At 37.2% G+C, this 13404-nt stretch carries 10 protein-coding genes and 1 other annotated feature; of the genes, 3 read left to right on the forward strand and 7 right to left on the reverse strand.

The window, feature by feature from the left end; translation table 11 throughout:
• Nucleotides 1–130: 130 nt before the first annotated feature.
• On the forward strand, nucleotides 131–592 hold the full coding sequence (locus C9914_RS03605) for a GNAT family N-acetyltransferase (protein ID WP_106763447.1): 462 nt from the start codon (nucleotides 131–133) through the stop codon (nucleotides 590–592).
• Between the two features lie 105 nt (nucleotides 593–697).
• On the opposite strand, the gene ilvC is transcribed toward C9914_RS03605, so the two are convergent.
• The 5 genes from ilvC to C9914_RS03630 all read right to left on the reverse strand — a co-directional run bounded on the left by ilvC (nucleotide 698) and on the right by C9914_RS03630 (nucleotide 5418).
• Complete coding sequence (gene ilvC, locus C9914_RS03610) at nucleotides 698–1720, reverse strand: ketol-acid reductoisomerase (protein ID WP_106763449.1); 1023 nt, start codon at nucleotides 1718–1720, stop codon at nucleotides 698–700.
• 49 nt (nucleotides 1721–1769) lie between these two features.
• Complete coding sequence (gene ilvN / locus C9914_RS03615; RefSeq protein ID WP_022264291.1) at nucleotides 1770–2258, reverse strand: acetolactate synthase small subunit; 489 nt, start codon at nucleotides 2256–2258, stop codon at nucleotides 1770–1772.
• 10 nt (nucleotides 2259–2268) lie between these two features.
• Nucleotides 2269–3879 (reverse strand): biosynthetic-type acetolactate synthase large subunit, encoded by a 1611-nt coding sequence (ilvB, locus tag C9914_RS03620; RefSeq protein ID WP_106763450.1) that lies wholly within the window; start codon nucleotides 3877–3879, stop codon nucleotides 2269–2271.
• 459 nt (nucleotides 3880–4338) lie between these two features.
• Nucleotides 4339–4944, reverse strand: coding sequence for a hypothetical protein (locus C9914_RS03625; protein WP_106763452.1), 606 nt, complete (start codon nucleotides 4942–4944; stop codon nucleotides 4339–4341).
• 33 nt (nucleotides 4945–4977) lie between these two features.
• The gene (locus tag C9914_RS03630; RefSeq protein WP_106763454.1) at nucleotides 4978–5418 is read right to left on the reverse strand and encodes a cell wall hydrolase; all 441 of its coding nucleotides are present in this window, start codon (nucleotides 5416–5418) and stop codon (nucleotides 4978–4980) included.
• A gap of 225 nt (nucleotides 5419–5643) precedes the next feature.
• Nucleotides 5644–5882, forward strand: a binding site (T-box leader).
• Nucleotides 5883–5978: 96 nt separating this feature from the next.
• Between C9914_RS03630 and leuA the strand changes: the two genes are divergently transcribed.
• Entirely contained in the window at nucleotides 5979–7670 is a 1692-nt protein-coding gene (leuA, locus tag C9914_RS03635; protein ID WP_022264287.1) for a 2-isopropylmalate synthase, read from the forward strand.
• Between the two features lie 62 nt (nucleotides 7671–7732).
• Here leuA and C9914_RS03640 read toward each other — a convergent pair whose 3' ends face one another.
• A complete protein-coding gene (locus C9914_RS03640; RefSeq protein WP_106763455.1) occupies nucleotides 7733–11299 on the reverse strand; it encodes a CDP-glycerol glycerophosphotransferase family protein in 3567 nt (1188 codons plus the stop codon).
• Between the two features lie 65 nt (nucleotides 11300–11364).
• Nucleotides 11365–12105: an IspD/TarI family cytidylyltransferase gene (locus C9914_RS03645; protein WP_106763457.1), complete on the reverse strand. Its 741-nt coding sequence runs from the start codon at nucleotides 12103–12105 to the stop codon at nucleotides 11365–11367.
• 677 nt (nucleotides 12106–12782) lie between these two features.
• Here C9914_RS03645 and C9914_RS03650 point away from each other — a divergent pair.
• On the forward strand, nucleotides 12783–13349 hold the full coding sequence (locus tag C9914_RS03650; RefSeq protein ID WP_106763459.1) for a DUF3793 family protein: 567 nt from the start codon (nucleotides 12783–12785) through the stop codon (nucleotides 13347–13349).
• Nucleotides 13350–13404 lie beyond the last annotated feature (55 nt).

Consider the following 13404-nt stretch of genomic DNA (forward strand, 5'->3'; position numbering starts at 1 on the left):
ACAGATATAAATTGGCTGAAACAATTTATAGATAAAAGGTTGAACGGATTTTAAAATTAAGATATAATTTTAATAGTGGCTTTTAAGTAAACTTTTATAATTAAATATGATTTTAAAAAGGATTTTCAGAATGAATATTACATATAAACAAGCAAACCTTGATGATATAGAGCTTTTAGTAAAATCGAGAATAATGGTTCTTCGCGAAGCTAATCACTTAGATGATTCCGCAGATATGTCAGAAGTTAAAGCTCAATCTTATGATTATTGTAGAAAAGCTATTCTAAATGGCGAATGTATAGTCTATCTTGTTTTCGATGATGATAAGCTTGTTGGTTGTGGTGGAGTTAGTTTCTTCAGGGTTATGCCAACTTGCCATAATCCAACAGGCAAAAAAGCATATCTTATGAATATATATACTTCTCCCGAATACAGACGAAAGGGCATTGCCTATAAAACACTTGATTTACTTATCAAAGCGACAAGAGAAAAGGGAATTAACCATATAACTCTTGAAGCAACTGCTATGGGACGACCTATGTATGAAAAATATGGCTTTACAAAAATGAATGACGAAATGGAACTATTATAATAAAGCAAAACCCGCACTCTGATTCTATTATCAAAGTGCGGGTTTATTATTTACAAGAAGTATATGTCAAGTAGCTATGCAACTTTTTCTATACAAGTATAGAAATTAGTCAGCGTACTTGTTATCAGTTGCATTCCAAGAATACATCTTTCTAAGCTCTGCACCGACCTTCTCGAGTTCGTGAGAAGCCTTGATAGCACGAGTTGCATTGAAGTGTGCACGACCGTTCTTGTTCTCTGCAATCCACTTTGTTGCGAATGTACCGTCCTGAATCTCTTCAAGAATCTTCTTCATCTCAGCCTTTGTTTCAGGAGTTACGATTCTCTTACCTGTCTCGTAATCACCGAACTCAGCTGTATCAGAAATAGAATATCTCATCATAGAGAAGCCACCTGTGTAGATAAGGTCAACGATGAGCTTCATCTCGTGAATGCACTCGAAGTAAGCGTTCTCTGGTGGATAGCCTGCTTCTACAAGTGTTTCGAAACCAGCCTGCATCAAAGCTGTAACGCCGCCGCAAAGAACTGCCTGCTCGCCGAAGAGGTCTGTCTCTGTTTCGATTTGGAAAGTTGTTTCCATAACTGCTGCACGAGCTGCACCAATACCAGCACCATATGCAAGAGCGATGTCAAGTGCGTGGCCTGAAGCATCTTGATATACAGCTACGAGAGCTGGTGTACCCTTGCCCTCTACATACTCAGAACGAACTGTGTGTCCTGGAGCCTTAGGAGCAATCATAAATACATCAACATCCTTAGGAGGTGTGATTTGCTTAAAGTGAATGTTGAAGCCGTGAGCAAATGCGATAGCCTTGCCTGCTGTGAGGTTTGGCTCGATGTCGTTCTTATAAATATCAGCCTGCTTCTCATCAGGTGTAAGAATCATAATGATATCTGCCTTCTGAGTTGCTTCTGCTGTTGTATAAACCTCGAAGCCAAGCTCCTTAACATGATCCCAACGGCGGCTGCCCTTATAAAGACCAATGATTACATTGACGCCACTATCTCTGAGGTTAAGAGCGTGAGCGTGACCCTGTGAACCGTAGCCGATGATAGCAACAGTCTTGCCCTTAAGAACATTGATGTCACAGTCTGCCTGATAGTAGATTTTCGGTGTGAATTTTGACATAAAAATTACCTCCGCTTTTCATAATGAAAAATAAAATATATATGAATCCTTAAACCGTTGTTTTAGAGCCTTTTTCGATGGCTACTGTACCTGTGCGAACGATTTCTCGGATACCATATGGCTTAAGTAAATCGAGCAATGTTTCAAATTGCTCATGAGTATCTGCAAATTGAAGAGTAAGTGTATTAACCGCAACATCTACGATTTTTGCACCCATAAGCTCTGCAATTTTCATTATATCAAGTCGCTGCTTTGCAGGGCAGTTGACTTTTATTAAACTAAGCTCACGACTTATAAACTCGCCCTGAGCATAGGTTCTGACTTTTATTACAGGAATTACTTTGTTAAGCTGTTTTTCAAGCTGTTCAACAACATATTCATCTCCGTCAACAACAATAGTCATACGAGATATTGAGCTGTCTTCTGTAATTCCAACTGCAAGGCTGTCTATATTAAAGCCTCGTCTTGAAAACAATCCAGAAACCTTAGAAAGAACGCCTGCTTGGTTTTCAACGAGAACAGAAAGTGTATATTTCATATAATCCTCCTTATCTCGATGGTGTTTCAGGACTCACTTGGCAGATAAGCACATTAGGCTTGTCTGATTCAAGCATTTCTGCAACAGCATTTTCGGCTTCTTTGTTTGTTGTAGCAACATAGGCTTTGATCCCATATGCTTCAGCAAGCTTTGCAAAATCCGGAGCATCGTTAAGGATAGTTGCAGCATATCTGCTTCCATAAAGCTTGTCCTGAATTTCTCTAACCATACCAAGTCTGCCATTCTGCATAATGATAATTTTAACATTTATGTTGCTCTGTACGACAACTGCCAATTCTGACATACTCATCTGGAATGAGCCATCACCACAAACAACAAATACATCTCTTTCAGGGCGGGCAAGCTTTGCTCCAAGGGCAGCCGGAAGTGAATATCCCATAGTTCCCATACCGCCTGTGGTTAAAAATCTGCCATCTGAAATTTTGAAGTTATTTGCACACCAGATTTGGTTTTGTCCAACATCAGCAACAAGAATTGCCTTGTGTCTGAGCATTTCTGAAAGCCTTGATATAAAGGTTCTCGGCTCAACAAAGCCCTCTATAGGCTTGATTTCTGGCTCTTGCCAAGACATAAACTCATTTTTCCATTCATCAGAAACATGATAATTAATCTTATCTCTCATAACAGTGATAACATTTTTCATATCTCCGACAATCGGAACGGTTGTCTGTATGTTTTTGCCGATTTCAGCAGGGTCAATATCAATATGAATAACCTTTGCTCTCTCTGCTACTTGATGAGGGGCGGCAACCGCCCTGTCACCAACTCTTGCTCCACAAAGAATTAAAAGGTCTGTTTCAAGCAAAGCTCTGTTTGCACGAACTGTACCAAATGAACCAAGCATACCAAGATATTGCTTATTATCTGAAGGCATAACACCTATACCCATCATTGTTGAAACAACTGGAATACCTGTTTTATCGGCAAATTCTGCAAAAATGGGCTTAGAACCTGAGGAAAGAACTCCACCGCCAGAACATATTACTGGTCTTTTTGATTCAGCAATAAGCTCTAAGGCTCTTTTTATCTGTATAGGGTGTCCTTTAACACTCGGCTTATAACCTATAATATCTACATCTTCCGGATATTCAAAACCCGAAATCTTATTTTGCTGTATATCAATCGGAACATCAATCAAGACTGGCCCAGGTCTGCCTGTTGTAGCTATATGGAAAGCTTCCTTAAAAATTCTTGCTAAATCATTTGTATCCTTAACAAGATAGCTATGCTTTATAAAAGGTTCACAAGCACCTGTAATATCCGCTTCCTGAAAAACATCTCGTCCGATTAAGTCTGAACGAACTTGTCCTGTAATCGCAACAATCGGAATAGAATCCATATAAGCTGTTGCAATACCTGTAATAAGGTTTGTTGCACCAGGGCCAGAAGTTGCAACGCATACACCAACCTTGCTTGAAGCACGAGCATAACCGCTCGCTGCGTGAGCTGCATTCTGTTCCTGTCTTACAAGAACTGTTCTTATTTTAGAATCATATAAGGAATCGAAGAAAGGGCAGATAGCTGCACCAGGATAGCCAAATATAACGGAAATGCCCTCATTCTCAAGGCACTTAACCATAATATCAGCACCGCTTATCATATTCTGACCTCCCTTTAACTTTTAAAATAGATTTTTGTTTAGATTTTATTATAGCATTTCACAATTTTATAGTCAAGAGTTTAGCAAGTCACTTAGCATATTTATTCATAAAAACTTTTGCTATAATGCTCAATAAGCATAATTAAATTATTAGCATAAAGCTTTTAACGTGAGTTTGACAGAAATTAAAAGTTTCGCTCAAGCCTTTTCAAAGGCTTGCAGGGTCAAGGGACGGAGTCCCTTGTGGGTTTTAAGGGCAAAGCCCTTAACATTCTTTACCCAACGGGCGAACGCAGTTCGCCCCTACTTTTATAAACTAAGAATATTCATCAAACCCACGTCTTTTAACAAAATACAATCTATGGGCGAACATAGTCCACCCACAGATTGTATAAAAATTATTTGTATTGAAAAATTACACAAAATAAAAAGTTGTTATCTTAAAAATAAAATTCATCTTCAATAGTAGAATGTAATAAATTTTATATTATAGAAATCGCAGGCAAGTATATCATCTGTTCCCTTTGGATTAAGCAAAATGAAGTTTGCACCAACTGCTAATAAAAAGCCATCTTTAGTTATAAGCTGATTAGTGCCGACAAGAAATTCTATACTAACATTTCTTCCTATTTGTGAACGAATAAATCCATTTAAGTATTGTATGCTCTCGGCTGTTATCGGATATGGCTGATTGTATTCAAGTATTGGTCGAGATAAAGATGTCTGGGTCATAGTGCCTGAACCGCCAGTTGTACCCATATTCATAGAATTATCATTTGTAGGGTAGCTTGATGTTCCAGTTCCAGGTGCAGTCAACATCTGAGAACTTGAACCCAAACCTTCCATACTTGAGCTATTCATTCCTTGTTGGGCTTGATTGTTCATTGAATTTTGTCTTTCCGCCTCTGCACGGGCATTTTGAAGATTATATGATGCTATCTGCTCAAGTGATGGAAGATTCGGGTGATAGTTTGTTGAGGCAGAAGATTTATCCGAACCACTAAAAGAAACTCCATAATATTGAGCAAGGTCTATTGCATAATCATCGTTCATTCTATTGTTCATAAATATCACCTTTAAAGTAAAAATTATCTAAAATCAAGTCTGAGCATATTTTTCTGTTGGAATATAAAAACAATGGTCACCTATTCTATTAAATGCGACACCTATTCCACCAACAGGAAAATATGTTGGGCATCTGGAACTATATGGATTCATAAAAAATAAACTATTGGCGACTGGATTAAAAAGATTTCCGTCAATCGCCCAATCTGCAATCTCATAGCTTTCGGATGATGGAGTTATATTATAAACATTTTGCGGATTATATTCTCCGCCGACTGTAGTCATCATACATACGAATTGACCTGCTTGTTCAATAATCGCACGAATATCTCCGCCGTTGCTTACTCTTGCAAATTCGCCATACGGCACTGTTGCACGATTCATAATAACTGTCGCAACGGCTTTCATGCCGTCTTCTCCTTCTCCGCCTGCTTCACATTCTATAAGTCTTGCAAATAATTCCCGTGTATCCACAGAATCATCCCCCTTGGAATCTCCTGAAAGGCTTGTCGGAATATTCGACACCTTGATATATGATATGCAAAATTGCTTTGTTGCGTGAGAATATTTTCAGGACAAGAAAAGAACATAATTCGCACCATATCTAAATATATTGATTTTCCATAAATGCGTAAAATTTCTACAAATTCAGTTGACTTTTTTAAACTCAGTGCGTATAATAAATATTAAGATAATCCCGCAAAAACTGTGAAGGGAATAAGATATATAAAACAAGCAAAGAGAACTATCGGTTGGTGTAAGATAGTGTTGGCTTTATATATGTATAGCTCATCCCGGAGTTGTCTGCCCGAATATTTAAAGGCAGACCGTAAGGTCCCGTTATAGACCAGAATCTTGTTGGAGATTCGCTGAGGAACGCTTTTTGCGTTTGAATCAGGGTGGTACCGCGTGCATTGAATTTTATGCTCGCCCCTTAGCTATTAAGGGGGCGGGCTTTTTTGATGTTGATAACACCCATGCCTCCTGTCAGCTAATTTGTGGGATAAAATTATTGATATATGGAGGAATTTTTTATGTTAAAAGAATCGTTCAGAAAATATGCACCGTTTAAGCAAATAAATATTCCAGATAGACAGTGGCCTAATAATGTTATAACAAAGGCTCCTATCTGGTGTTCTGTTGACCTTCGTGACGGAAACCAAGCACTTGTAGACCCAATGAACCTTGAGCAGAAGCTTGAGTTTTTTAAAGCTCTCTGCGATATGGGTTTTAAAGAAATTGAAATCGGTTTTCCTTCTGCTTCCGAAACAGAATACGAAATCTGCCGTAAGCTTATTGATGATAACCTCATACCCGATGATGTTGCTATTCAGGTTCTCGTTCAGGCTCGTGAACACTTAATCAGAAAAACCTTTGAGGCTGTTAAGGGTGCTAAAAATGTTATTGTCCATTTTTATAACTCAACTTCAACCTTACAGCGTAAGGTTGTTTTCCACAAGGATATGGACGGCATTACAGAAATCGCTGTAAATGGTGCTAAGCTTATCAAAGAGCTTACTGAAAATTTTGCAGGAGATACAAATATTCGTTTTGAGTATTCACCAGAAAGCTTCTCAGGCACAGAGCCTGATAATGCTATTTCAATCTGCTCTGCTGTTATGGAGGCTCTTGGTTCTACTCCTGAAAATCCTGTCATCCTTAATCTTCCTAACACAGTTGAAATGTGTACTCCAAATACTTATGCTGACCAAATTGAATACTTTATTCGCAATCTTCCAAATAGAGAGAGTGCTATAATCAGTATTCACCCACACAATGACAGAGGTACAGGCGTTGCTGCTACTGAGCTTGCACTTCTTGCTGGTGCAGAAAGAGTTGAAGGTACACTTTTCGGTAACGGCGAACGCACAGGTAATCTTGATATTGTTACTGTCGGTTTGAATATGTATACTCAAGGTGTTGACCCTAAGCTTGATTTCAGCAATCTTCCTAAGTATCGTGAAATCTTTGAACGCTGCACAAAAATGCACATAAATGAGCGTCAGCCATATGTCGGCGACCTTGTCTTTACCGCTTTCTCAGGTTCTCATCAGGACGCTATCAATAAAGGCTTTGCTTATATGAAAGAACACGATAGTGATATGTGGGAAATTCCATATCTTCCAATAGACCCTGCTGATGTTGGCAGGCAATATGAACCTATCATAAGAATCAATTCTCAATCAGGCAAGGGTGGAGCTGCCTTTATTATGCAAAATAATTTCGGATATAATCTCCCGAAAAAAATGCACCCTGAATTTGGTGCTTTGGTTCAGAAGGTTTGTGACGATGAAGGTCGTGAACTTACTCCAAAGGAAGTTTTCAAAGTATTTGAGGATAACTACATTGACATTCACAAAAGATATTCTCTCCTCGGACACACCGTTCTCGAAAACCATGGCAATGATATTATGTACTTTAGAGGCAAACTTAGAATTAGTGATGGCTCTGCAAGTGAACAGATAATAGAGGGTAACGGAAATGGTCCTATCGACGCTTTCTGTAATGCTATAAAGGAAATCGGTGTTACAGGCTATGAAGTCATAGACTACACTGAACACGCTATTTCAAGTGGTTCGGACTCTAAGGCTGTTGCTTATATCGGTTTAAAAACTCCTGAGGGCAAAACAATATACGGCGTAGGTATTCATACAAATATTTTCAAAGCATCTATCAAGGCTGTTCTCTGTGCTATCAACAGAGATATTATTCAAAAGAAAGCTTAATATTAATTCTTAAAGCATAAAAAATTCACCACTCATTTAAAGCGGTGAATTTTTTTTATTTATCAGAAAATTCTGAAACTTTTTTTAGATTTTTTATCAGCGTGTTTTGGTTGAGCCGTTGTTTGTTTTACACTCTCTTGTGAAGTTGGTGCTTTTCGCTGTGCAGTAGTACGACTTTGTGCAACTCGTCTTGCCTCTGAAGATTTTTGCGGATTTCTTTGCTGGCTTGGTTCAGCATATCTTGCACCACCTGAACGTTGTGGCTGTACAGGTCTTGGTTGCTTTTTAGGAGCTTCTGCATAGCGAATTTGCTGTGTTTGCTGTCGCTGTGGCTGTACCTGTCTTTCAGTTGTATGCTGTTTTGGCTGACGAGGTGGCTCGGCTGGTCGCTGTCTTTTAGGAGCCTCTGCATAACGAATTTGCTGTGTTTGTTGTATCTGTGGCTGTACCTGTCTTTCAGTTGTATGCTGTTTTGGCTGACGAGGTGGCTCGGCTGGTCGCTGTCTTTTAGGAGCCTCTGCGTAGCGAATTTGCTGGGGTTGTTGTCGCTGTGGCTGTACTCGTCTTTCAGCTGTATGCTGTTTTGGCTGACGAGGTGGCTCGGTTGGTCTTGGACTATAAGTCTGCGAAATTTTCTGCTCTTTAGAATATCCAATCTCTTGCTTTTTAGGAACATCAGAATATATTATTCCCTGATGCTCTACTTCTTCATACTCTTCTTTTGGTTTAATCACTTTTTTAGGCTGCTGTGATTGTGGCTTTTTCTCAACTGGTTTTATAGTTTTCTCAGCCTTTTCCTGATTAGAAGCTTGTTTAGCAATAGGCTGTGGCTCAGGCTTTGGCTTTACTTCTCCAAAACCGCCCTTAACATCGGCAGTAGGGACTTTATTATTATACTCAAAATCGTAAATCGCATTAGCGATACGCTTGCAGTTATTTCTATCATCAAAGGCAAAAAATTCTTTTCTGCGTTTGAGATATTCGGCCGATACCTCAAAATTGGAATTTATTATTGAAATAACTTTTTCTACAAGCTCATCTGCATCTGTTACTACATCACCAAAACCGCTCTCACGATAACTAAATGTAGAAATATTATTTTGTAAAGAAACATTTGGGTTTTGATAGTAAATTATAGGTCTACGCATATATGCAAAATCAAAAGCAATATTGCTGTAATCTGTAATCAGCATAGCTGATTTTTCTATTGTTTCTTTATAGCCTAAATTTTCAAATGATGAAACAGAAACATATTCGCTCTTATTCCATAAGTATTCTTGCTTTGCAAGTTCCTCTGGCAAAATCAGAACAAGATTGCAGTTATTTTCATGAAGTGCAGAAAGAAGCTTTTTATCTGCAATAAATGAATTAAATACAGAATAAAGTGGTTCTGTTGTGAAATTCTGATAGCCTATATGTGCATACTTTGCAAAACCTCTACGCATAGCTGGGCATACAAGAATCTGCTTTGATGGCACCGACATAAGAGTATCCATATGAGGATAACCAAATGCAAACAAATGCTTTTGGTCATATCCGTATATTGGGTGAATAAGTCTTTCATACTCCTGCTCAGAGCCACAAAAACGCAATGCCGTATCATCATACATCTTATTCTCAAATTGTGCCGAACGAAGCATTGATATTCCATCGCCAAAGGAAACTATATCTGCCATAAGTAAATCTCGATAATAGATTTCTTCTCCATCTTCAAAGCCGAGATTTTTATAAACATTATGTCCGTTTGAGATGATTACATCTGCATTCATTGCAATAATCTTTTGAGTCATAGTACCACTTGCAAGGTTGTTGCTTTGGAAGGCTGTCATAATAAAGCTATCATCGGGGTTAATCTCTCTATGCGAATAGAATACCTCTATACCTCGTTTATCGTGTAAAGAATTGATATAGTTATATATATCGTGAGCATCTTCAGAATTGGCATTTTTGCTATCACACATGAGCCAGATTCGTCTTTCGGCGTATTTATCAATAGTTGAATGATAGCGTTTTCTAAGACGCTTAATTTTGAGATATTTCTGAACAGAAACAGCTTTCTTTACATCAGAAAGGAACAGCCTTTCGTGGTGGCTCTGCATAAAAGATGTTGCTCTACGAATTGTTATAGAGCGTTTTTCTAAATCAAAGGTAATAAGCCTGCCACCCGAAACGCAATAACTATGCGGAAATTTTTCTGTAAGATGAGCTGCTGTTGAGCCAAAAGAAAATCTCAGCTTATAGTTTATCTTATCAATGGAAATATAGAAAGAAAGAACCGTCATTTCCTTGATATTTTTAAGCGGAATAGTAATTGTAAAACCGTGGTCTTTATCAAAAGGAATCTCAAAAAGAGTTTTAAGAGAATAGAAATGATAATCCTTAAACTGTATTCTTTCTCTATTTGAAACGGCAAATAGTTTATATTCTATTCTATCGAGAAATGAAATATCTGTAACGCAGCCACTTATATATAAATTAGAACCCTCAGCTTTGAGCGACATAATTTTAACATCAATATGCTCTGATGATGAAATCAATGCACCACCAAAAGTTGCTATAAATCCACCGCTTGTTTTCATCTTACGAGGACGAAGCGACGCATCTCTAAATTCAAACTGACTTGAATTTCCAATAGGAAAGAAATCAATATCAGGCTTTAGTGCCTTATTATGATATTTCAATCTGAGCATCTTAAAGGTGAGCGTTGATGGGAATAAAGCTCTCCTTGCTATATTTCTATTAAGAATAACAGCATCATCTATATTTTGCATAGCATCACTTATAAGATTAAAGAAATCGTTTACGCCATTAGGTCCCATAGTAAACATATATCTTTCGCCAAGTCCACAAGCAAGCTTGATATAAATTAAATACATCACCATATTCATAATCACAGCAGAATTGCCCTTTGTTTCAAGCATAGGTATGGCAAATCTTATTATAGAATCTGTGAAATATGATTTATTATACTGTTCCTTTAGGTTTTTTATATCATTCTCAGCAGGATATGGCGATATAAACTTAAACTTTGATGTATAAACATAAGAACCGATATGATAGAAATAATCAAGGATAAAAGCCATTGTAAAATCACTTGAAAGACTTTTCTTGAAACGAACATTTGCAATAGTATCGTTTCTGAAAAAATATGCTCCAAGAATAAGACTTACTTTATCAGGATTAGTTTTAAGTTTGATTGTCCCGTCCTTAGCACCAAAATTATACGGAACTGAACCATTTCGGCGTTTAGAAGTTTCTGCGGCAATACATATTGCAGGTGCTTTTGTAAATGCAGGTTCTTCTGAAAGCTTTTTAAGTGCTTCGTAGGAATATTCATCTCCAGCACGAATAAAGCTTACATAAGCTCCTGTGCATATAACTCTTGCATCGCTAAAGCATTCTGCCATATTTTCGCCTTGGCAATCAACAAAATATATATTTTCGGGGTAATCATCGGTGTATTTAAGGCATAACTCAGTACTCTCTTTTGTTACAAGAGAGTCGATTAAAACAATTTGTATGCTATTGCGGAAAAATTCCTTATCAGCAGTAATTGATGCAATAGTAGCAGGCAAAAGCTCCTCGTTATCTATATACACACTTATGCTGAATTTATAATCTTTAGCCATACCCTACCCCGATTAAACACTATATACTTTCAATAATTCTGAACTACAATTCAGATTTTTGAAAATCACTCAAGTCCGTACTTCAATTCCTCACGAGCAAAGCTCTTATATCTCTCATAATAATAGTGTGAACGCAAGGTCAATAAGTCTTCAGGTGTTGTTACCTTGATATTATCACGCTCACCTATATAAATATGAATCTCCTGTCCAAGTTCTATAAGAAGTTCGCTTGAAGATGTAGGCGAAACTATTCCACGCCTTTCAGCCTCAAGATGAGCTCCCATAATTTTTCTCATAGTATAGCCCTGCGGAGCTTGGGTTATATACATAGAACCTCTTGGCAATGCCTTAGAGCAATGTTCTCCATCATCGCTCCAGAGAACAGAGTCTATACTCGGTGTTACTGGAACAGCTGTTTCATACTCTCTTGCAAGCTTAATACAATTTGAAATAAGCTGTTCACTCATAACTGGACGAACACCATCGCAGATAAGAACAATATCTTCAGGCTTTGTAAATTCATCTACACGAACAAGTCCATTATGGATTGATTCGTGGCCTGTTGAACCGCCCTTAACTATATCTACTACCTTGGCAATCTTCCACTTTTCAATTAGCTTCCAAAGCTCATCAATCCAAGCCTCAAGGCATGAAATAACGATTCCGTCAACCTCTGGGTGTGTTGAAAAGTTTTCGAGTGTTCTTATAATAATAGGCTTTCCGTCAACCTCAATAAACTGCTTAGGAATATCGGAGGTTTTCATACGAGTACCTGTACCTCCAGCAAATATCATTGCGTTTACCATAATTTCAACCGCCTTTTAATTTTATATTTATATATTTAATTATGCTCTAATAATGACAAATCAAACTCAAGTTGTCAAGATATATTTTTTAAATCTCGCATATATTATAATACAACTCCTATCTAATGTCAATTTTGCGATGTTTTTCACTTTTGCAGAGTTAATTTTTTAGGACTATGCATTTTAAATTCCAAAGATAAATATATACAAAATTTAACAAAAGCTATTTTGTTAGGTTAAGCCAACATAAATTCATATACACCACTTGACTTTATAATAATTCTATGCTATTATAATTCTGTTGGTTAGTTTAGACTAATTATGAAATTTTCTCATATTCGGTAGAATATAGTAAATTTCATATTTTTTTGAATTTGAGTTAGTTATATCTAATTCCATATTTTAAAATGTTTTCTCTTTGATTTTCAGGAAAAACTATTTATAAATAGTTTAAATTCAAAGTTTTATTAAGCTATTATCTTTCAAGGAAATAGCTACTAAAAACATTAATCGGCGGATAAAATCCGCCGATTGAGAAAAAAAGAGATGTTAAGGGCTTCACCCTTAAAACCTACCAAAGGCTCTGCCTTTGGAATCCGCAAGCTTTTTAAAAAGCTTGAGCAAAACTTTTAAGGGTCTTTAGGAAAATTTGTCAATTAATTTCGGAGGTGTAAACTATGCTTGCTAATTTGCTTGTAGAATATTGCTCTCCTACTCTTGCAGGAATAAAAACTGCAAATCTTTTCAACTGCCAATATGGTTCACATTCTCGTGCAGAACTTGCTTTTATAATCGCTCTTTGGAACAGACGGCTTAACTCTAAAGGCGTTTCACTAAAAGTTCTAAGATTTTCAAAAGGAAATGCTCTGATTTATGTGTATCGTGAAAAGCAGCTTAAAGAGGATTTCAAAAAAAATGGTGTCGCTGAATTTCTTTTCTCTTGTGGATATGATATTACTAATATTCAGGGCTGTATCGAAAGATTAAGCAAAAGAATCTGTGAATCAGAAAACTTTCCTCACGAAATAGGTTTGTTTCTCGGGTATCCGCTTGGAGATGTTACAGGGTTTATTGAAAACAAAGGAAAAAATAGTCTATACACTGGCTTTTGGAAGGTTTATTGCAACAAAAATGAAACACTCAAAATCTTTGAGAAATATAAAAAATGCAAAAAGGTTTATCAGAAGCTATATAACGGAGGAAAACCTCTTATGCAGCTAACCGCCACAGCTGTGGCAAAATAATTTCGCATATTTTCGCATCAGATAAAATCCGGTGCGATAATATATACACATCTAA

This window comes from Pseudoruminococcus massiliensis (genome assembly GCF_900291955.1).
GTDB classification, from domain to species: domain Bacteria; phylum Bacillota; class Clostridia; order Oscillospirales; family Acutalibacteraceae; genus Pseudoruminococcus; species Pseudoruminococcus massiliensis.